Here is a 23,666-nt window from a genome sequence, read left to right as displayed (position 1 = left end):
AGTTCACCTCATGATGATTGCATCCAGTATGGATCGGTATTCTTCCATCATTTCGCCGCTATCTAGCAGCAGATCGCCGATATGATCCATCGCCAGATCGTTGATCTCGTCCGCCAGTAGCGCCGCCATCGTATTATAGCGTCCAGCGACGACTTGCTGTGCGTGTTCATCGGCGCCATTCAGCATCGCCGCTAGCAATTGGATATGCTGCGGCTGTAAAGCATTCAAGCAATCCTGCCATTCTTCATCCAGTTCACTCATATTGCCCAGTGTTGCGTTTGTAGAGATGGCTGTGCTGCTGTGTATATCATCGACAGACTCGGTATCACGTACAGAATCAGAATCGGATACCGAATCAGTGTCGCATACCGACTCCGCATCTGTTGCGGACTCCTCCTGCTCCTGTATCTGCGTCCAGTCGGGATCGTCATGCTCGGAGCCGGTGGAGATCCAGCTTGTCAGATCATCATACATAGGGTCTGTATCATTCGTATCGCTCTTCTCGTTCTTATCGTTCTTACCGTTCCTATCCAGTTCAGCAGTATAATCTGGCTCGTTATGAGACGTTGCAAGCGTAGATGCCCATTGTTGACGCTGTGCTTCTTCGTTCGCTTCCTGCTGAATCACATCCAGCTCTTCCTGACGCAGCGTTAACATATCGCGCACGACAGCGGAGTCTGCTTGCAACTGCTCCAGCAGATCGGCGTTGATCTCCACCCGGCGCGGTGCTGGCAATTCTTCGACCGGTGTAAACGCACGGCGAACATAGCGCTCAATCAGACGCGCAATCTCCGGCTCCACCGGCGGGTTGATGCGCAGTCGCCCGTTCACATTCAAGTGACGGCGCAGTTCATTTTCGGTCATTTTGACAATGCCGGTTAGAAATTCGCGCAGCGGCTTGTGCTCACTTAGCGGCAAACGGCGCACCAGACTAGTGCGTCCATAGCGTGAAGCATCGTAAACAGCACTGCGGAACAGATACCGTTCATTTTCACGATAGACAGGCGGACGGAATAGCTGGATCAAGCGTGTTCCCTGCTGTTTATCCAGAAAAGCATCAATCGCTGCCAGTACTTTCGGAATATATTGACGCATCACATCGCCGCCCTGCTCGGCATACAAGCGGCTACGCTCCAGATCATAATCTAGCAGCTGCGGCAGCAATGCAAAAGGTAACTGAATCGGCGATGCACTCCAAATGCGCTCCCACTCCAGATCGACCAGCTCCTGCGACACATGGCGCGGCGTTTCCAGCAGCAGCTCCAGCAGCGATTCGTTCAGACTATGCACTTGCGAGAAATCGATAATCCACTGTGGCAGATACCGATCCATTTTATGAAAGCGACGACGATACTGACGCCACAGATTCATCAGCAGATGATGACCGTCCAGCGGCTCCTGCCAGCCTGCCCCATTAATAATCTCGTAACAGAGCAGGAAAATGTATGACAGATCAGTCGTCGGATAGCGTTCATTCCGTACTTCGTTGCGCCAGTAAAAGTACCATTTCTTCTGCCGCCACGTCATGCTCTCATAGGTCGGCCAATAGCTCATAAACGGTACAAACTCCGCTTCGTCCTCTACCTGCTCTACCATATCATGCGCCCGACAGGCGAAAATATATTCCGCACTCTGGATCGCCGACATCGAGCGACTACGATCCTGCGCATCCTCGGCTGCCGACAAAGGCTGTCCTTGCGAAGCGTAGGTCGATAAACCTTCCTGATGCAATGGCTCCAATTCAATAGTCAGTTCATTGTCATGGTCAGCGCGCCAGTCTGTGATGTCATTAGAATCGTTGTCCATGTTGGCAAAGGATGATTGCGATGGCAATGGTGCTTGTTCTGCTGGTGGAATGGCATACGTACGTCCTTCCGTTTTGGACAGCATGATTGGCATGCCGGGTGAAGCTGATGGTAGCGATACGGACGATTCCCATGGATTGTGGCTGTTCTCGTCTACATGATCATCGTGCTGACTGGTATCATTTTGACGGTTAGATGCGGTAGATGGCTTCGTCCAGTCGCCACTTGCTACTTCCCAGTTTAGCGCGCGTTGCTGCTGCACTGGTGGAATATACAGGTTGCTGCGGCGCTGTTGCTCTGGCGACATTTCCAGTTCGGCACCATCATATGGAATATGTTCCTCACCATATTCCATACGTGCGGATGTCTCTTCCCTATCCAGCGGTTCCGATGTGGCAAAAGCAGGCGGACGCTGAATATGGATGCCCTGTCTGGATAGCTCCTGCAACAAGCCTTCCATTCGTTCTGCCTTATCGCTTGGCTGTGTATTGTTCAGCACTTCGCGTGGGCGATGATTCTCTACAGATGGATTGTCGTGATCCATCATATGATGATCCAGCCCATGTTCATTGGAGCTAGTTTGTTCATTATAGTGACTGTGACTGCGTTCGGTGTAGCTGTTGCGTTCCGTGGGGCTTGTGCGCTCGTCATGATCTACTATCGGACGCAGCGGAATGGACATGCCTTTGTCCTCATTACCTAGCTGAATCTCGGCAAACCCACCAGCGCGGGCAAGCTGCGGCAAACCGGGTTGAGCGGCTCGCTTCGGCTCCATTTCAAAAACCGGAGGCAGCGCGGTCAGCGGATGCTGCGGATCTGCAATCGCGTATTCGCGTACGACCGAATGAAATAACTTGAGCAAACTTGTCTGGGCGGTGCGCATATGCGGCTCGTCCAGCAATTGTTCTTCGGCAAAGACCGATAGTCGCACTCGCGCCTGAATTCGGTTCAGAGCGCGGTACATTTTGCTGGTCACATCAGCGGTCATCTCATCCGGTTCGAGATATATGACGATATCGACGCCGCCCGGCAGTACCGCAGCGCGCTGGGTCAACATGCTGACTGGCACAGCGATTAGCGGACGGGGCGATGCAGCGCTTTTGCTTTTAACTACTGGCGCGGATGCATCCTGCCAGTACGGTTCCAGCAGATCGGACCACAGCTTGCGCAGAGCGGTAAGCTGTGTCTTTTTCCCAATCAGACCGATACGACAATCCGGCTCACGACGTAACCATTCAGACAGAAACTCGCCCAGATCGTCGGCATGGTGCATCACACCGCCGAGTATCCCACCGGACAATCCCCACTGACATAGAAAGTCAAAGTGCACCGTCAAGCTGCGCTCGCCATCGTCACTGGGCAATTCCAAACCGGGTAACAGCATCGTCGACCACGGTCCACGCAATCGCTCCGAACCGCGCTGGATAATTTCCTGCGGCGTCAGCTTGCTATGACGATCCAGTGGCGTACCGTCTGCCATCCGTCCCATCGGTCCAAGTCCAATTTCGCGCAGCAGATCGATCTCGACCTGCCCACCGTCATCCAGCGCAATATAGCGCCCAGCAGCATGCAGTCGCCGCGACAATTCCACCGCTGGATAGCGAACACCGCCAATCTGAATCATCGGCACCGCCATCACCTGTCCGATCCCGTTCCTGGATTCTCTTTGCCCTTCCAGAATCCAGTTCACTTCCTGATGCACATCGGCGACAAACTCGTCGTTATACGGAATATACGATTGTTCTGGCAACACGTCTGTTGTCATTGCTTCCATGTGCTGGTGATCTGCTCTACTTCCCGTCGTCTGCCAATCTGCCGGAATCTGCCGTGCCGGCTGGCTACGCAGCGGCGTATTCACCAATATTCCAGCGGATATAGTTGTATCAGATTTGGGAATATCCGAACCTGACGATTGCTTGCGCCATCCTGGCTCGATGTGTATTCCTTGCTCGTCACCTTCATGCTGATTCATATCCGGCATATCATCCAGATTGTCTATAAACGTATCCTGCCATTCCGGTGCTTCATACAGGACAGCAGACGTGGCTTCCCCATGCCCTGCCAGAACAGCAGCAGCATGTTTATCCCAGTACGCTTGCACTGGCACACCGTCGTCCATCTCTAGCGTACCCGGCAGCATACGCAGCAAACGGGCGTATAGTTTGCCCGCTTCTTCAGTGCTGAGCAGACATTCGGTATGTCCCGAAGCGCTCACCTGCCAGCGTTCATCGCCTTCCAGTACACGTCCAGTTACCAGCTGCTGGATCTCCAGCGCCTTGTCCATTTCCATCACCAGACTGCCATAGGAAATATGCAGGAAAAAGCCTCGGTCTTCCTCGAAGCTCAGCAGGGCAATATATGATTTATCTGTAAGGGATACCGGAGAAGATAGTGTCATGGTAGAACCTGGCCTTTCTGCGTGCGTAATCATCTATGCGCAATACGTTATTGGTGGATATCACAATACGACCGTTTCCGGTCATCCGTCGGTCAACATAATATCCAATTATACATGATGCCTTTGGGCGATTGGTATAGGGAACGAACATATTTTCGTGATTTTTAACAAATACGCTGCTTGCCAGTTCTATCGTGAAAGTCTCACAATAGTGCGGCAGCAGCGTTCGGGGCATGTGTTGCATATGGTGTTTTTTTTATTTCACCGCAGATGGGATACGGAATAATCGATACACCCATCCAATTAATTCCATTTCGTCCTTCAAGCTACCCGCAAAGCCGATATATCCATCCGGGCGTATCATCACATACCCACCTTGCTCCATCCCGTATAGCTTGCGTAATACGGAACCTGCATCCTGACGAAAATGAGCAGGCTGCGGCTGGGGCACCATTAACGACTGATCCGGCAAAATATTCACAATCTCCGTCACCGACCGCCAGCTGTCGCCAATCCGAATGAGTAGCGGAATACGAGTGCGCTCATCCTCGTCCCACAACTCGGGATTCGCTGGAGATGGCAATTGTGGCGACGCTTCTGGGAATACGAGCAGCAAATGCTTGCGGTTATCCCACCAGTCCAGCCCTGCTCCTGCATCCGGCGCACGATCGCCAGGCGCGACCATACCATGTCGCCAATTCTCCCCGCGTAGCACGAGTTCGCTATGCCGATAATGAATATCCGTTTCCGAAATCGCACGCGCCATTAGACGCTGTACGATGCTGCGCGACGATAACAACGGCGCTACCGTATTGCGCGCCGCTGCCAGCAGTGGAAACCGATTGATCGCGAGCCGAGTAAATACGCCAGTCCAGCGCAGCAATGAGCGGGCTACCGGCTCGCGTTCTTCTTCGTAGCTGTCCAGCAGCATCTCATCCGCTCGTCCCTGACAGATCAGCGCCAGCTTCCAGCCCAGATTAAACGCATCCTGCATGCCTGTATTCATGCCCTGTCCGCAGACCGGAGAGTGAATATGCGCTGCATCCCCTGCCAGCAGAGCCGCACCTGAGCGATAATGCTCGACCTTGCGCTGATTGACCGAGAAGCGCGTCATCCAGATCGGGTCTGACACGGTAAACTGCCCGCTCGTACATTCATCCAGCACCTGCTGCACTTCTTCCAACGAAATCTGCCGTACTTTCCCCGTGCCATCCTTGTCCTCTGCCTGATGCTGCGGCTGAACTGGCGAAGCAACAATGACGCGATGACGACCACTTTTCATCGGGAAAAAGGCGGCGATTCGTCCCTGATGCAAATAAATCTGCAAACGGTCATGCGCAATCTGACCAGATACCATCACATCAGCAAGCGCAAAATCCTGCGTAATCGAAGTTCCTTTGAACGGCATGCGCAGCAGATGACGCACCGTGCTATGCGCGCCGTCGCATCCAACGACCCAGCCTGCATGAATATGGGAGGTGACAGCTGAATCAGAGGAGGCATTCTGCACAATGGTCGCAGTCAGGCGATAGGTAGACGGTTTGCCATTTTGTCCGGTAGACGATGCAGTATTCACCTGTATTCGGCTGCCAGAGACAAAATGCGGCAGTGCTGTTCGGCTTGCTGGCTGCGCGCTGTCAACGTCTGCTGTATGAGTTGCCGCCGAAGTCACCACTGACGAGTTGTCCGTGTGCTGCGTCTCGTTGGCTGTCGCATCATACGGCTGAAGCGCCGTCAACGTCGTACTACGTTCTACCTGCAAGCCGAGCTGTTGCAACCGTTGCAGCAAAATTTCTTCCGTTTCGTTTTGCGGCAACATGAGCACGTACGGATATTTGCTGGCGATGCGCTGACCGAAAGGTACATCCGCCAGTTGTTTTTTGCCACCATAAATGCTGACCTGTTCAATCGGCAGTCCACGAGCAGTGAATTCTTCCGCCAGCCCCGCTTGCTCCAGCAGCTCCAATGTGCGCGCCATAACGCCCAGTGCTTTGCTGTACCGCGAAGGCTCATCGGCTTGATCGATAATGCGACAATGGATGCCTCGGCGCGCCAGTTCGATTGCCAACGTCAATCCCGTCGGTCCCGCTCCCACAATCAACACTTCACAGGACGTATGTTGTTCCGCATGAGATGGTTTCGGCATGATCAGCTCTCCCTTTGACTATTCTGCTCTACACGTTATTGCTCTTGTTCCTCTTCTCGATGACGACGTGCCAGTAGCAAGCTGTAAGCAATCGCCGGACGCACCATTTCCACATAATGAAAGATGGTAGACGGTAAGCCGATACCTGCTTCAAACAGGCAAATCCGATTCTGTTCGTCCAAGCCAATATCCAGCCCAATCTCGTGAAATCCATCGCCTAGTTGCTGCTGCATATATTTTGCCAGCTGGATGCCATATGTTTCGATGCGGCGATCCAATTCTCCACCCGGTTCTTCGCCCAGATGATGCTTGAGAAAGGTTTTCCACATCGGGATCACGCGAAATGTATGCTCACTATTCGTGACCTTGCGCTCTGGTTGCATCGATATGGACGTAGAGCAGAAAGCAACGATCCAGCGCCCCTTGCCATCTTTGCTCATGTGCACACGAATATGAAAGGGAAAGCCCTGCGGTGTGACGCTACGCACTAGCTTTTGCAAACAATAGCGCTGTGGAATCAAAAATTCGATCAGCTCTGCCATCTTGTCGCGGGTCAATCGGTGAATGTACTTTTGATCAGACACTTCGAATACATCGTCGCGATACTCCACCGTATAGATGCCGCGTGCAGATGCGCCGGAATCGGATTTCAAAATCGTCTGCTGATGCTGGATCATGAATTCCAGCGCTGTCTCTGCATTACGCAGGGTCATGAACGGGATCAGATACTTGCGCAGCTGTTCATCCTTCTTGAGCAGGCGATACGTCATCAGCTTGCGAATCGATCGACCGCGCAGACTATGAGTGAGCGGAATATGCTCCAATTGGCGATACACATCCTCATACCCTTTCAAACCGCGGCGGCGCATCCGGTCGTAGATCACGTCAGGATACGGAAACTCGTCCTTCACCCATTCTCCATCTCGCATCGTACGTCCGCGAATCATCTGCCGCTGTTCGTCCACGCCAGAGGGATAAAAGTAAAATAGTTCTGCCTTATGGCTTGCCGCCGCCAGCGCGCAGGCAACCAGCAATTCTGATTCAATTTGCCAGCCGATCAGCACACCGATTACATATGTGTGTTGTGTAGTGTCCTTATCCTTCATGATGCACTCCTTTGATAAACGGTTCCTGCCGACTGTTGGGATGGTCTGGAGCAATGAATCTTCCTAAGGCAAAAGCCCGCTTTTCTGCACGGAACTGCATGAAAAAGCGGGCTTACCTGCGTCCTTCATCAAACGGACAAACGCATGGAAGGTATACATAAATTACGATCAAGAAGTCGTCGTAATTGTGGTAATGATATAGGTTTGTCCATTAATAGTGATGCTGTCTAGCAGCGATATGTCGGTATCCGCAGGCAGCGCAAGGCTGACTTCATACGGATATACCTGCTGCATCTGCTCCGGTGTCAATGTGAGCGATGAAGGTGCTTCTGTTTCTGCCGATGTAGATGGCTCTGATTCCCCAGATGTACTGTCATCTCCTGACGTAGATGAGCTACTGGACGTATCAGAACCAGTGGCAGTCGATTCCTTACTGCCAGTTGCTTCGGCATCAGTGATGTCCCTACTGGACGTGCTTGTATCGGAAGTCGCACCAGTCGCAGAAGTATCTGTACGATCGGATGTGCTACTACTTTGCTCTCCTGTATTTCCATTATTCGTTGTACCAGAAGTGTCTGTACTGGAAGCGCAAGAAGATTGTACGTCCAGCTTTTCATAATGAACATCCTGCTTGCCGCTCAGATGCAGGGTTGCCTTTTTCGGTTGAAACGCAGTGCATGGCTCCATCGTCTTAAAATGAAATACCAGACGTTCGGATGCGGCAGTGCTCTTGCTATCTGGTGTAGAAGTGCTGCCAGATGTAGCACCATCGGTGGAGCTGCTGCTATTGGACGACCCCGTACTGCTCGTACCGGATGCAGCAGCAGTTACGATGTTGCTGTCCGAGCCTGTAGCAGTCTGCCCGGTTGTAGCGGCTCCAGTAGTAGCACTATCAGCAGAATCGCTCGACGATGAAGAATCGCTAGTCGTCGAATCGGTGGATGTAGCGGCATCGCTATCCTCGCCATTCGTACCGGACAACGTAACTAGCACATTCGGCAGGTCGTTCGGATTGATAGCAGGTGCTTGCTGCTCCGGTGTCGTCGGTGCAGTGACCACAGGTTCCGAACCGCCAAAGATATGGGCAAAATAGATCGATAGACCGACAATGCCCGCAATGAATACAACCAAGACACCCATCAACATCGGCAAACGACTGCGGTTACGGCGCATCCATTTCTGAAATGGTGTTGCCAGCTCGTCCCGTGCGCGTGTGTACACAGCGGTCAGGGCAGGCTTGTTCTGCGGCCAGTTATCTTTTGCCAGCGAACCACGACGGAATGCTTCACGATCATGCTTGCGGAAGTAAGCCAGAATCGCTGTTTCATACGCAAGCACAAATCGGGGGCCACTTGTGCGACCCTTTATTCGTTCATTACCCTTACGAGTGCCGGAACGCTCACCTACTGACGCACGCGGACGATCCAACACATCTTCGTCCACCATAAAAGCAGCGCGTCCTTCCGACCAGTTGAAGAATCGATAAATGTTCTGCTCATCTGGCGAATGACGCCGTACTTCTTCGACCAGCGCCGCATAATCGATATCATTGGGCTTGGCACTATAGGCAAAAGCGGCAGGCAAACGCTCAAATTGACCATTGCGAATATCTTCGCCAATCCAAGCGCGACCAAGCTGCTGCATAATATCCTTTTCGGCGACAGGCAGATTGTCCATTTCCTGTAGCACATCTTCATTCGTCTCATCGCCGCTACCGGAGAACCAGAAATGCAGCAGTTGCAGCGCCCGCTTCTTGCCAATCAATCGGCGTTCCGCACGCTCTGGCTGCTCATCGCTTGGCAGCGGATACGATAGGAAGTCTGCTTGTAGCAGACGGCTACGGGTAAGACTTTTCAAGTCTAGTTCGCTAAGCAGCAATCGCTCTGCTGACGCGCGCATATCGTCACCGAGACCGGATTGCACCCATGCCACACTGTTGATCTCTGGCTGCTGCTCGGATTCCAATCGCTCCAGCTGCTTGAAGGCATTGCTGGTTGCCAGCAACAAGTCTGGGCTGCGCCGCAAGGCTTCCATAAACGACTGTCCGGCACGGTTGCAGTAATCGTCCATATCGAGTAGCTGCGGGTACTTACTGCCCCACTCCGCTGCCAGCGTAATCACTTCCTCTACCGATTGCGCCTGCTGGAATTTGCGATCAATGAGCGGAGTCAACAGCACAGTTGCCAAGCCCGGCTGACTGCCGACCACCGAAATAAACGCTTCATACAGCGGCGGCTGACGCTCCATCATCGCATACAACGCATGACTTTCCGCCACCTGCCCGGAAGAGAGCGCATTGCGAATCGCCCGGATAAAATACTCCAAAATTTTACGTCCGGTATGCTGCGGATCAATTCCATAATATTCGGCAAACACTTCCGCAATCGCCACATCTGGCACCTGACCATCACGCACCGCATCAAATTCGCGGTCAAAACATGCCAAGAATAGATCGTTCAGCCGCATTGCCGCTGTCAGCGCGCCTGCTGGACGCAGATGACGCAGCAGTGTTTGCAGCACGAGCGGGCGCTGTTCGGCATACAGATGAAGATCGCCTTTTTCCACCCGGAATAGCAATGTCCATTCATCGTATTGCGCCGGATCAGGCAATGCTTCTTCAGCCGCATCCAATCCTGCCTGCCCCTGATCGGCAAACTGCTGCAATTCGCGCAGCAATGCTGGCTGATCCAGATGCTGACACACCCAATCGATGTACAACTGACCGGCACGTCCTGCCTGTGCCGCCTGAATACGTCCACTGTTCAGATCAAAAATATAATCCCGCTCGATATTGCGATCTCCCGCGCGAATCGAACCGCTCTCCACAAACAGCAATTGCATGCCTTTGCGGCTTTCCGGTTCTTTGGCATACGTCGTAAAGCCAAGCCTGCGCCGAAACGCATAGGGCAGCGCCAGCATGATTACACTCGTCAGCTGCCGCGCATAATCCGACAACTGCGCAATCGGTACATTGAGCGAAATGTATACTTTCCGGTGACGATGAATCGCCGACATGACTGCGCCGAGCAATTGCCGGAACATACCATCGCCGATCTGCAATTGATCCAGCAAGGCACGCGGCGGAATGGATTGCATGTGCGGCGCTGGCGATAGCGATGTGGAAAAATCGGCAGATCCACTGCCGCCCATCAGATTATTCTGCCCAGCAGAACGCACAGGCAGTTCATCCAGCTCCGGCAATTCGCTACCCTGCTCCAGATCGTAATGATCGACAAAGGAAGCATTCAGCCAGCGGTCGTAATGATGTACCCAATCCTCGCCCAGCGCGGACGGAATGATATAGTTATGTGTAAAAAAGGCACTGCGTAGACCGGTAAAATCAGTTGGCACGTATACGCTCTGTCCCAGCACGATATCGCGATTTTCCAGACGTACCAGTTGCAGGGCAGACGGATACAGCGACGCATCCTTTTCCCCTTTCGCCTGCAATTCTGCCGGTGCATCGTAGCCGCACAGCGGATGGATCGCCTTTTTGATCAAAGACGGGTCCAGCCCGGGAGAACGCGCAATCGTGTCATAGCCTTCCGTCGTGCGGAATATTCCGCTTTTCTCGCGTGTATACAGCTGTTGCTGAATGCGAGCGTCAGAAACCATACTCAAGCCTGTCGTCTCCCTTCGATATAATTCAATTTGTACATCAGCCATACAAACGGTTCATCCACCCGAATCGGGCTGACGACGCTTTGTAGCTTTTGCTCCACCGGATTGCTGCCCAGTGCAGACACGGCAAAATAGGCGGTATCCTTGAAATACACATCCATCGTGCCTTTGAACGGACGATCCACACGCTCAATAAAGCGGCGAATCTCCCCGTCAATATTTTCAAATTCATCCAGATCAAAGTGATCACGATGCACTACATTGTGGAAAATATTGCTGTTGGATTTGATATATTCGCCATCATCGCCGCGCAGCGATTCCAGCATATCACTCTTCGTTAATACAACCGCCGTCGGAATATCCGTTTTGCTGTCTTCCTGATGGGCAATAAAATCGCTAAACAGCGTCAGCACCACATCACGCGGTTCGTCATACCGGGACACCCATTCGCCGCGCGTATCACCCAGCTTCAATCGAATGCGGTCGCGGATGGAACGAATTTGCAGCGGATCAACCATAAACAGAATACCGGACGAGTTCTTAATATGCTGACCGTGCAGTCCCAGATAATCCTGATCGACCATACCTTCACCAGCGACATCAAAAAATACGAGCGTAAGCGGTGGCTTGCTCTCATCCTTGAATACAAATTGGAAAATAAACGGTTCCTGCATCCGTTCCTTTTGTGTAGAAGCGAGCAGATCGCCACGTTCAAACAGCGGCTCCTCGTAATTCATACGGAACTTGCGACTGATCTCCGTCGTCAGTGGCATACAAGCAGCATCAAAATGATCTGCCGTGGAATTTTGCAGCGTATGAATGAGCGCGGTCATATAGACCGACTTGCCGACCTGAGACGCACCGACGATGGAGATAATATTGCTCGGCACCTTGCCCGCCGTCACTGGCAATTCATTATGGCAATGCGGGCAGAGACGACGACGAGTCACCTCACCATAGCGGTCATTTAATCCAACAAGCACCTCGTCGGAATAGATCCGATGCTCTTCTGGCACATCCTGCGGACGCAGCACCGCTTCCATATCCTGCACCGTATCCAGACCGAAGCGGGCACGGTATCGGTTCAGACGCGCGTCTTCACGCAGCGCATAATCCTCGTCATCCTCACGATAATGACTCGCCCGGAACTCTACCTCGTCTGGCGTAAATTTGTTAAAGCAATACGGGCATACAATATCGTAAAATAATGGTCTGGGTTCCGCTTCCGGTTTGCGTTTAAACCAATCGAAGATTTTCATATCCCCCATCTTCCCCCTACTCCAAAATTAATTCGTACATGTGTCCATACTTGCGTCCATCGGTAAAAAACAGACGTACATATTCGTTTTTGCCAATCTCAATCGCTGGTAGCTCATTGCGTCCGGCGCGAAACGGCTCGGCAAATGGATACACAATGCCGTCGTCACGGTTAGCTGGATAGCCGCCATCTTTTTTTACATAGCAGAGCACATCGCGTTCAACCGGTACTTCGGCGTGTACGTCGATGCGTACTGTTTTGCGTTTGCTGAACCAGCTGGACTGCTGGCGGATCGTGTAGCGAATTTGGGCTTTGCCTGCGCTCAGCTCGACTACGTTACGATCATCATGCTGGCGCACAAGCAGCGTTTCGCCTTGTTGCTCGGTGACCAGATGTACACGATAAGCGATTTTGCCAAAATGATCGATGCGGTCGCGGTAGCCGTTGGCTGCTTTGTATTCTTCGCGTGTGTACAGCTTGAGATTGGCAGTGTCGACAGAAGCAGAGGCGGAGAGAGGATCATTTGCGATCACTGCTTTTACTCCAGTGGCAGGAGCAGTAGCTAACGATGTATCGCCATCGCCTTCTCCGCTGCTGTTCAGCTTCTCGATATATACTGCCTCCGCGCCCCGAGGCCATAACCAGCGCAATATACACCAGCCTTCCTCCGCCTGCGCCGTTAATCCGTGGATCACCTGCTCATCCTCCGACTTTGCATCCAGATAACGCATCACACCCTCTCCTTCCTCTGCACCTGTATGATAGTTACGACGGTATGTATGCTCATCACGTAACTGGCATACTTGTTCTCGCCCATATGATCAAAATAAAGACATACGATATCGTAGCAATCGTCGTTGTGATTGGGCTTTGTATACGTTGATATCGTGATACCGCCTGTCACTACCTATGCTCCTTTTTATTTTAAACTAGAATAGACTGTATACCCAGCCTATTCCTTATGATTTCTGCTATAGATACAACGGCAGGGCAGGAATGACTTCCCGCCCCTGAATATATAGTATCTGTATTAGTATATGCCTGTTGTATGTGATCTGTATGAATCAAGAGATCATTTATCGCTGAAACGTACGACCGCTATCACCTGGACGACGGCGACGCGGAGAACCAGAGCTACTCGTTGGTGGCGGTGGTGTTTCATTGCGGCGAATCAGACGCTTATTATTCTCACCGATTGGAATGACCAGCGTGAATAATGTGAATACCAGCGCCAATATCATAATCGCCAAGAAACGAATCACTGCATCTGTCCACGACCAGTCTGTTTTACCAATACCCCATTCCAACAATAAGCCTGCTAGCAATCCGCCAACCCCGCCGCCGACGCCAAAACTGCGCGCCAGAAAGCGATTGTCGAACATTAGTCCCCAACCAACGCCCATCAATGCTCCGATGAGAGCGATCAATACAACGTGGAGGATCTGGTAGTACAGGTTGCTGTTAAACGGTTCGCTACGCTCTGTGACGAGGGTCCGTTTGTCTAATGTGTCGTAAATTTGCTGGAACGTTTGCGTGAGATCGGTTGCTTGTGCTACGCCATGGTATTGTCCACCAGTTTGCCCAGCAATTTCGGTCAGAAGGTTTTGTCCGCCTCCGTCCGTCAAATTCAGACCAATCGTATCAATCACAATATTACGATCTTTATACGGCTGTAGTGCCGATGAGTCTAGCTCACTGTATCCATCGGATAGCATAATTACAACGGTACCACGATCATCCTGCCCTTGATCTGTGATCTGCTGCATCGCTCCATTCAAAGCAGCTGTAAAATTAGTTCCACCGTAGTTGACAGCTAGACTATCGATCATTGTATTGATTTGCTGTCTGGACGAAGTGTCTAGAGCCGTCAAAGGCAGTGCAACTTTAGCATCATCGGTAAAATCGATAATACCGAGACGCATGCCATCGTCCATCGAGCTAACGAGGTCTTTTACAGCCTGATATCGCAGGTTCTGTGGATCGGTTCTCAGCATACTACCGGAATTATCGACGACTACAACCACGTCCTTAACCGTACGCGCGCCGTTGAAATCCAGCTGATACAATGCTTGTGATGCAAGACCGCCGACGAACATAACGACCAGTGTGGCTGGAACGAGCAGCTTCCATGAGATATCGGCATACCGTTGCCGCCAAGAAGCTCCATTTAACACTGGCGAGATCATCTCTGCCAGCAAGCAGAATATACCGATCATCAAGCTGATAATGCCAAAATACAATCCCATAAGCAGAATGCGCGGCATCCGGTCGAGATACGCGTGCAACAACCACTCGCTGAAAATAAAGCCGAGCGCGCCTCCGATGAGGCTGAACAATACGAGAAGCCAGTTGATCTTGCGCTGCATCTGTGGCTTCAACCCCTTTCGTTTGATAGATAGCCTTAAACTCTTAGTGTGGCTGGGATGCACTGTACCGCTTCGGGAAGGGATTTGGGCACGGACTCCGGTGGAGCCACGAGAATCTACGAATTGGGAGTACATGTAGATTCTCGCGGCTCCAAAGTCGTCCTTAGCCCAAATTCCCTTCCCTTCGCTCCGTGCATACAGCCAAAGTCGAGATTTAAGACATGTTGTGGGTGGGTAGTTAACGTAAGATTTAATTCAAATTCTTTGCAGTACAGATGTTGTTATTAAATTTGATGGTTTTTAGATATTCTTAGTTGTTATTACATGTTCGTGATTGAAGTGGTTTTATTATGAGTAAACATATAAATCAACAGTCCATCGGCGTCTCAACTCATCTTTAGTCCTTATTTGTTTGACTGGATTTGGTAATTACCTCTATAAGTTTTTTCAAAGCATGCTTTGTACGTCAAGCCGTCTTTGCTTTTAGGCTACTCAGCGTCCGCGTGGAATGTGTAGCCGTTGGCTAGATACGTATCGTAATACGTTTTGCCGTTGCGGTAGTACATAAGGTCTTCGATGGTGAAGCCGCCCATGAGGTTCAGTTTTTCGACGCCGCTGGTGCGGTCTTCGTGGATGAAGCCGGTTTTGTAGATGCGGGTCGTGTGGTCGACGCCGGTGGCGTAGCGGACGAATTCGCCGTTGGCGTTGCCGAACATGTATTTTTCCTCGTACCGGTGCTTGTGTGTGTAGTCGAGCAGCCGGATGTGGATGGTGGCGCGGTCTTCGAGTGTTCGGTATAGCTCTTTGAACAGGTCTTCCTGCGACAAAGCCTGTTTGTTGTTGTAGTCGATGGTGACGTTGGCACGGCTGAGCAGTTCTTGTTCAAAGGGTTGCGACAAGATCGGCGATGGCAGCAGGTCTTGACGGCAGATGGTGATCAAGCGATCCAGCAGCACGTCTGAGCCCTTTTGCAGTAAAGCCATGACATCGCCCACGCTACGCTCTTCAAAAAAGACATGTTCGCCGCGTTTTTCTTCCATATCTGCCATCACGTCTGCCGTTAATCTGCTGTAGTAATCGGCGATATTTTGACCGATATAATCGTCGGCAGAACGTACGCTAGCTGTGGCGGCACGGTTCAGCTCCAGCGCCAACTCGTCCATCTGGCGTACGAGTACCTGACTGCCGCGATGCAGGGCGGTTAATTGCTCTTCCCAACGACGACACAGCTTCAATCTTGTTTGTAATGTTAAAATATACAGCTTATGCGGATAGATCGTCTGGATAAGCGCGCGCGTGAGATTGCGCACATTGTGCTTGTCCATAAAAGGCAGCTTTTGAAACGTCAGATCGTCCGCGCGACTGCCATACCAGCTCTCCAAATCCTGCTGCGCTTGTTCAATGGCAATATTCAAATCGCGAATCCGGCTGTGCAGCACCGTCCAGATGCTGTCCGAATGATTCTCGTCACTCCATGCCGCCAATTGGTAAAAGTGCACATCTCTGCGCCCCTTCATGCGCTCGGCAACTATCGTGCGAAACTCTGATTCCGCATTCCAGCGTTCCAATCTTCTCATTGTTTCCTGCTCGTAATTGTCCGCGAAAAAAGCATCCCCACCCTGTTCAAACAGCGCATATTCCGCCTCCCGTAGACTCATTGAGCGTAGCGAGGAGAAGCTGACCGAGCGGGTCATTAGGCTATTCATATCCTCCAAGCGACCTTCGTCTGGAATGAGCTGCTCCAAGCGTGCATCCATCGTCGGCTCGTCCATACCGAGCAGCCGTTCACGCTCAGCAACGCCAAGATCCGGCTCCTGCTTCATTCGCTGCACCAATCCGAGGAAGAAATGCTCCAATACGGTTAGCGCAATCGCCTCATCCGGTCGCCGTACCCGCGCAAACCCTGCCGATACAAGTCCCTGACTACCGTCCGCATTGCGAATATTGTTGCGAAACGCCGTATTGTTATAATCCGAGCCGTAGGATGACGAGTCACTACCTGTATCGACACGCTGCCGATTTTTCAGCAAGCTGATCCGGCAAATGATATCGTAATTGCTCCTAATGCCGCCATTGACGGACACCCCGCGCTCGTTCCGGTCGGATAAAATATACGCCAGCTCAAACAGCGGCGCTGCCACATGCTGTACCATTACTGACAGCCCATCTTCGGTACGCTGTAGCGGTGCACTCAGACTGTAATCGTCGCGCTGCATCTGCTCTACTTCCTGCAAAAAGGCAACACCGGTCGAGCTGGCATACGCAAAGTTATTCTCCTGCTCACCTTCATGCACCAGTACATACAGATCCATTTGCACCGACTTGAACGACTGACCCAAGATGGAACGCGCCAGCAATGCAATCTCCGGCACCAGAATATTCATAGGATCTTCCACACGCGTAATGACCGACAGATGCAGACGATCAAAGGACGAATACAATCGTCCAAAATCCGCCAATCGGTGCGACGCCTGACGAAACGTTTTATTCAATTCCAGTAAATGCTTGCTCTCTTCCCGAAAATGCTTTGCCCAGTCCGGGCGCCGATGTTGCGCGCTTGAACGTGTAGCATCTGGCGAAGATAAGTACGTAATGAGCTGCTGTGGATGCTTCTCCCGGTGAACGGAGGAAGATGCCGCCGCTTCCGACTGCACCTCCACATACATCACACCAGCTCCGTTATCCCATTTTTGCGCATTTACGCTGCGGATATGTTCTGCCGCCTGTTGAAGACCATCCCCGACAAACAGGAAAACGGCGGGGTAGTGAATACTGCTCCGCCCGTCTCCCTGTCCGGCTGTCTTCTCCCCGGCGGCAGCGTAAGCTTCCGCAAATGGTGTCAGCCGTTCCTTCATCTTATTTCAGCTTCCGGCGCAGATCGTTTAATTTGGAAACCATTTGTTTGTAGAACTGGTATGCTTCATCACCGTTGACCAGTTCCACGCGCTCATATTCCAGACGATCCCGTGCTTCCAGATACGTCTCATACAATTCATCCAGCTTGTTCAGCAGTGGTGTTACATCCTCAGAACCGGTCAGCTCATTGTCGCGACGATCCGCTTTGCGCATCAGCACGGCACGGCTTTTCTCATCCAATTTGCGGAAATGTTCGAAGATTTCGAATTCCACTACATTTTTCGTTTTCATCAGATTGACGAACGGTTCCCACGCTTCTTCTTCCTCGTCGCGGTCGTATACGAACAAGGCACCTTTTTTGGTGATTGTATCGGTGTACAGCGCTTGGACGAATTGGTCGATCAGCTTTTCTTCGCCTTCGTGACGACCGAGCAGACTTTCCAGCTCGCTGATCTTCGCTTGCAATGCATCGTATTTGCCCAGTTCCTCGCGCAGACGAGATATCATTTTCGGCGAGCGGATCAGGTTATCGGACGCAAGCTCCTCGTTATAGCTGTTGAAAATATCTTTAGTCGATTCCGCAGGCAGCCCTTCACTCAGAAGACGACGCAGTTCCGCCAGCGCTCGCTTCACCTCGCCCAGATTCGGACGGGATGCATCCAGACGCAGATCGTAAGCACTCAGCACCGCTTCCAAATCGAACGGCTGACTGAAGCGCACAGCAAACCGGCTGCTCGTATTCTGATCTACATCCTTCTCAACGATTACATGCAGCGCACGAGCGCGAGCAAAGTCGTTACGCACGCGGGCATTGTACGACTGCACACGTGTATTCACATACGTGTCGCCCCATGAACGTTCTGGAATCGGAGATGGCAGGTACGTCCAGTTTTCCTTCTCGCTCATGACCAGATGTCGACCGACACCTTCGCGATCCAGAATAGTGCGTTCGTAGTTTTCCTCATACACTTTCAGCGGTGTATACACAAACAGCGGTACCCCGTTGCGTGTATTCAGCCAGAAGATCCGGTTTTTGACCTGACTTTCTTTAATTGTAAAATGCGATTTGCCAATCGCGTTGTTCTGGTAGTTGCGAATTCCGCGCAGAATGCTTGGCGCTTGTACCGGTACAGACACAAAGCCCCACGACGGGAAGTGCAAATTGCCCGCACTGTTACTCAGATGGAATACTGGCACAGCATCGTCATCCAGACGGCTGGCAATTTGACGCTCGACGAATTTCTCAATCGGCTCGTCTTCACCGTATTTCATCACTAAGAAGTCTTCCATAGAACGGGTGATCAGGTCACCGAATTTGTCGCTCAGGAAGTCGGAGATAGAGCGTACGATATCAACTTCGTTTTCTTTGACCCACTGATCGGAATGATCCAGCAATTGCGTGGAGAAGTCGCGAATCAGATCGTCGCCGTCCTTGCTATCCATAATATCGCTGACCGCTTTGGAGATGTCCGGCACGCTAACAAGATTCCAATAGTACGTTTTGTTACCGCGATGATCTTCCTGTTCGTTGCCGCTGGTGAGCAGCTCTCCATTTTTCTCGAAAATCGAGCTAAGTGCATTTAGCACTTCCGTGAACACGCCATAAATACGGTTATTTTCACGGTTCAGCAGTTGATACAGATCTTCGTAAAACTCGATCATTTGCTGCGTACGTTCAACATCGGCACGCAACCAGTACTCGTCGATCTTCGCTTCAATATATACATTTTTCTTTTTGTCTTTGGAAACGAACGCGCTTTTCGCGTCGCCCAGACGATCATTGGCGTATTCTGCCGCCGATTCGATATCGCGCGGAATGCGAGTTTGGCTTTCGCGTAATGTTTCAATATACGAGAGCAACATTTTCAGCAAGGAGAAACCTTTTTCCGTGTACAGCATACGCGATACATAGAATGGACCTTGCTCAGGATGCAGGAACATGCGGCGAATCTGATCGGAAAATTGACCGACAATCTCGCCCGGTAGTTGCTGCTTCGCTTTGATATATTCCTCGCGTGCACGAGTCAGGAACGTTTGCTCCAGCTCAGTATCCATGCTAACCGCCTGCATTTTCACCACATTGTTGTAGCTGAGGCGTTCGCTATTTTCAAAGCCCGGCAATGGTTCCGGCACACGAGATTCGAACGTTTTGGTCATCGTGTCCAGATCGACGCCCAGTTTGCGGGCAAAATTCTCTACTGCTTCCTGATCCGGTGCTTTGTCGAACATTTTGTCCATCTTCTGGAACAGACGATATGCCAGATACGTCGTCATTTCTTCAATCGGCAGTACCGCAGACGATGCACCGATGATGTTGTATTCATAGTTAGCAGGATACGCACGGTTCATCTGAGCGATATTGGTACGGATATTGCTAATATAGTCATGAATCGCAAATTCCTCGCCAGACGCCTTTTCCTCACTCGCCATAAAGTTCGTAATATTTTCAGCCGTTACATTCATGCAGTAGTCATACGCATTTTCCAGCAGCTTGCCTTCTGTATTCGTTGCCGAGATCAGATGACACAGATTAAACGGTGGCAGCGGCGAATTGACATTCAAAATATTGCCATACTGCTGCTTGAACCGTTCGCCACGTGCATCGACATTCATCCAGTAATCCAGCTCTTTCAGGGCGGCATAACCGTTTTTGCGAATATATTCGCGGGTATGCTCGCTCAGACTCTTGTTGGACAGGTTGACGTCAGGCGTGAACAGATAGCCGAGCATGTTCAGACGGTCGATACCAGCAGAGCCGAAGTCACGCTCCACAATCCCGCGAACAATATACGAGATATCAAGGAACGAACCGCTGCCTGTACCGCCGGACAGACCGGTGAGCAGGAAGACCATCAGCTTTTTGTTCGTACCGACGGACAGCGTTTTGATCTTTTTATCGATGCTCTGTACGACTTGATTGATCTTGGTGAATAACAGCAGACGTCCTGCTTGGCGTACCCCGGCTGCACCGTTCATACCATCGGTGATGCTCATTTCCGGGGACAGCCATTCCGTAATATACGGCTCCAGCAGACTGCGATTTTGCAACAAACCGCCGATCTCTGGGTTGGACAGCAGCACGAATTCGTTATGCGGGTCGAGACCAACGCCTTTGTATTTTTTGTTGCGATCTTGTTCGTTCGTTTCAAAAGCAAGGAATTCGACGTTATCGGGCTTCTCTTGCTTTTTCTTCGTTACCGGGTCTTCCGGCAGACGGAAGCGACGGTTGATCTGATATTTCAGTCGCAGCAGGGCATCGATACCTGTACCGCCCAGACCGATGATCAGAATCGGATTGTCGATCGTATCGACGCGTATTTTTTCACTGACAATACCGCCACCGAGCGATACGTCGAGCTGTTGAATGTGTTCTCTAACAATTGGTTTCATGGATGATCCCCCTTGTAACCTTCATAGTATGGTGTCTATACGTGTTGAATTATGATCTGGTACTAAATGGACTCGCCAGACGAACCGCATGATCCGCTGGCAGACATCCGTTTCATATCTCTCTGTATTCCATGATGTGTTGCGGCTACTCGGTACATACCGAGTTTGCCGCATAAGATGAAGTAGCAATCAGTTTAAATATTCTAGCAAAATCGTTTTGTCTACCTGACGAAGTGCAATCGTCAGACGATCACCGCTCTTCAGCTCGTAGCCTCTGGAGGCGTCGATCGCACGACCGGATTTCTCGATGCCGCTTTCCGCTTGATTGCGGAGCACCAGACGGTCGTTATTACCCGGTGTGAAGACGATCTGTTCCGTTTCTTTGAGTTCAGGCGCCAGTTGCAACAACTGGTGCAGATTGAATTTGCCACGGAAGGTAGTTAACTTTTTATACTGCGGATACGATTTCTCGCCCGTATTCTCGTCGCGGATCTCGATCACCATCTGACCGACAAAGCCGCGATTTTTCTGTTTTAGCCATTTGAGCAGGAACCAGATGCCGACAGCTAGCAGCAACAGAACGACTACAAGGATAATCCAGTTCATGATGCTCAGACCCGCAACTTTGCCATCGCTGGCACCGCCGCCGCTTGCATCTACCGTTACCGGCGATGTTTCACGGTAAAAGCTTTGCTCCTCGGCGCGTACAACCAACTGGTAACGATGATTGTCCGGCACTTCAAATGCACCGGTAAACTCCGTACCGTTCGTATTGAGCGGAACCTGACTTGTTGCATTGTTATCCAGATCTGTCACGTTGAGTACAGCCTTCATGCTGCCTACCTGCGAAGCATCGGTCAGCTTTTGCCCGTTGCTAGCGAGATAAGCGGAGATATCGATGGTATCGCCTTTGCTGTATGCTTTGTCCTCGATAGGGTTCAGCGCCAGCTCCAGACTGTAATTGAAAATCAGGTTAATATCGATCTTATCGCGATCGACACCTTTCACTTGCAATGTCCAATCTCCCTGCTTCGGATTCAGCAGTTTGACGAGCGAGTAGCTTTTGGAAGTAGATAATGTCGCTTGATCAGATGGTACAGCTACTGCTTTGCCGTCTGGATCAACCAGCTTCACTTCGACCTGCTGAGAGGACATGATCGAGATATTCGCTTCTTTGACACTCTGGTTCGGGATGTTGATCTTCACATCCTGAAATTGTCCATTACCAGTAATCGAATCAACTGGTACGACATTGACCTGCTGATGTGCAGCGAAAATATCGCTCAAAATCTGCGGCAGTTCATCGGCGGAACTAGTTACAAAAGATTTACCGCCCGTTTCGCTGGCGATGTTCGCCAGTGCCTGCTGATTGAGCTTGCCGTCCGCATTCAGACCCACTGTATAAACCGGATAGCCAAGCTGTTTGGCTTTGTCGACAGCAGCTTGCAATTGCTGATCGGCTTCGCTATTGCTTTTGCCGCCATTGCTGTTCAGCTCGTTATTCCCATCGGCGAACAGTACAATCATCGGCTCATTGCCCTGCTGGGCACCATCCTGCAAAATATTGACCGCTTCACTCATCCCGACTGAAATGTCGGTATACGGTCCACGGTTCAGATCATCGATAAATGTTTTTAATCCAGATTTGCTGTCTGCCGAGGCGATGCTCGTCAATGCTTTTTCCCGCTCAATTTGATCGGTATAAGCGACGACACCTACGCGATCACCCTGCGTCGGCAGCATATCGATAAACAGCTTCATTGCTTCGTTCCCCAGCTTGTTAGGGTCACTGTTCTTCATCGAAGAACTGGTGTCCAATAGCAGCACTGCATCAATTGGCGCGGTATTACCATTGTTCGTATTGCTGCTTCCTGTTGTCGCAGCGGCAAACAGGGTTCCCGGCAGCAAGGTCACACTGAGCATAACTGCCAGCAGTATATGCATGAAATTCCATTTTCGTACGGGCATCATTCTACTCCTTTGCTCAAGGTAAAATGTTAGTTCGTGGCTGGCAGGACTACGGCCATGATCTCACATTGTAGCGGATCAGGATTAAACGCCGGTTAAATTCACCTTAACATGCCTTAAAAAACATAAAGTGAAAAATTTGATACCACTTTCACCACAATATCCATAATAATCCATATCTTCCCGAATTCCAAAACCTGATCTTACATCGCGAACAAGCCAATCCAATGTATCCTTATAGACAGCACATGTGCCTGACTGGCTTGCCTATACAAGGAACGGATATCATTATAGCTTATAATATGCAATTTTTTCCCCACCTTAAGACGGGGAAAAGGGCTGGACTATCGGCTAAAAGTTGAATATGCACCATCGCTCCCTTTATTCCGGCATCAATTTTGGCATAAAATAGAATACAAACTTCGCAATCGGCAGGTTCTGCTTAACGGTGCCGGGTAAATTACTGTTCATTACACTACACAGTCCTTGCCCAAACGCCGGATGTCACGGAGCGATCTTCGCATCCTCTGCATCCGACCACCCAAACAGGCAAACGCATAGCCGATACCGGATCAACAGGAAAGGATTGGATTATGGATATACTTGCATACGTATGTATAGGCGCTGCGTTTCTTTTTGTTGGTAGCCGGTTGTTACTATACGCAATTCGGCGCAAAAAAACGCCTGACGAGCAGGAACTGGAACAATTGCTACTGGATGCAGTCAATCACAAGCAGGGCAAATGATTTTAA

General features: G+C 51.0%; 11 protein-coding genes. 1 reads left to right on the top strand and 10 read right to left on the bottom strand.

Annotated features, from left to right (window positions below; all coding sequences use genetic code 11):
* Positions 1–3: 3 nt before the first annotated feature.
* From ACE3MZ_RS01565 to ACE3MZ_RS01520, 10 genes are all read right to left on the bottom strand, one after another.
* A complete protein-coding gene (locus tag ACE3MZ_RS01565; RefSeq protein WP_411344807.1) occupies positions 4–4,203 on the bottom strand; it encodes a TerB N-terminal domain-containing protein in 4,200 nt (1,399 codons plus the stop codon).
* A 256-nt stretch (positions 4,204–4,459) separates the two neighbouring features.
* Positions 4,460–6,349 carry an FAD-dependent monooxygenase gene (locus ACE3MZ_RS01560; protein WP_411344806.1) on the bottom strand — a complete coding sequence of 630 codons (1,890 nt, stop codon included), beginning with the start codon at positions 6,347–6,349 and terminating at the stop codon, positions 4,460–4,462.
* A gap of 35 nt (positions 6,350–6,384) precedes the next feature.
* On the bottom strand, positions 6,385–7,455 hold the full coding sequence (locus ACE3MZ_RS01555; RefSeq protein ID WP_411344805.1) for a YheC/YheD family protein: 1,071 nt from the start codon (positions 7,453–7,455) through the stop codon (positions 6,385–6,387).
* Between the two features lie 168 nt (positions 7,456–7,623).
* Entirely contained in the window at positions 7,624–11,070 is a 3,447-nt protein-coding gene (locus ACE3MZ_RS01550) for a hypothetical protein (RefSeq protein ID WP_411346663.1), read from the bottom strand.
* 2 nt (positions 11,071–11,072) lie between these two features.
* On the bottom strand, positions 11,073–12,335 hold the full coding sequence (locus tag ACE3MZ_RS01545; protein ID WP_367062799.1) for a TRAFAC clade GTPase domain-containing protein: 1,263 nt from the start codon (positions 12,333–12,335) through the stop codon (positions 11,073–11,075).
* Positions 12,336–12,351: 16 nt separating this feature from the next.
* Positions 12,352–13,065, bottom strand: coding sequence for a beta-mannanase (locus tag ACE3MZ_RS01540; RefSeq protein ID WP_411344804.1), 714 nt, complete (start codon positions 13,063–13,065; stop codon positions 12,352–12,354).
* A 345-nt stretch (positions 13,066–13,410) separates the two neighbouring features.
* Entirely contained in the window at positions 13,411–14,700 is a 1,290-nt protein-coding gene (locus ACE3MZ_RS01535; RefSeq protein ID WP_411344803.1) for a vWA domain-containing protein, read from the bottom strand.
* Between the two features lie 488 nt (positions 14,701–15,188).
* Positions 15,189–17,555: a transcription initiation factor TFIID gene (locus tag ACE3MZ_RS01530; RefSeq protein WP_411344802.1), complete on the bottom strand. Its 2,367-nt coding sequence runs from the start codon at positions 17,553–17,555 to the stop codon at positions 15,189–15,191.
* A 1-nt stretch (position 17,556) separates the two neighbouring features.
* Entirely contained in the window at positions 17,557–20,946 is a 3,390-nt protein-coding gene (locus ACE3MZ_RS01525; RefSeq protein ID WP_411344801.1) for a tubulin-like doman-containing protein, read from the bottom strand.
* A gap of 189 nt (positions 20,947–21,135) precedes the next feature.
* Positions 21,136–22,917 carry a vWA domain-containing protein gene (locus ACE3MZ_RS01520; RefSeq protein ID WP_411344800.1) on the bottom strand — a complete coding sequence of 594 codons (1,782 nt, stop codon included), beginning with the start codon at positions 22,915–22,917 and terminating at the stop codon, positions 21,136–21,138.
* A 590-nt stretch (positions 22,918–23,507) separates the two neighbouring features.
* Here ACE3MZ_RS01520 and ACE3MZ_RS01515 point away from each other — a divergent pair.
* Positions 23,508–23,660: a hypothetical protein gene (locus tag ACE3MZ_RS01515; RefSeq protein WP_411344799.1), complete on the top strand. Its 153-nt coding sequence runs from the start codon at positions 23,508–23,510 to the stop codon at positions 23,658–23,660.
* The last annotated feature ends 6 nt before the right edge of the window (positions 23,661–23,666 follow it).

This window comes from Paenibacillus sp. WLX1005, from assembly GCF_046603685.1.
Classification (GTDB): domain Bacteria; phylum Bacillota; class Bacilli; order Paenibacillales; family Paenibacillaceae; genus Saccharibacillus.
This window is presented reverse-complemented; position numbering and strand designations above follow the sequence as displayed.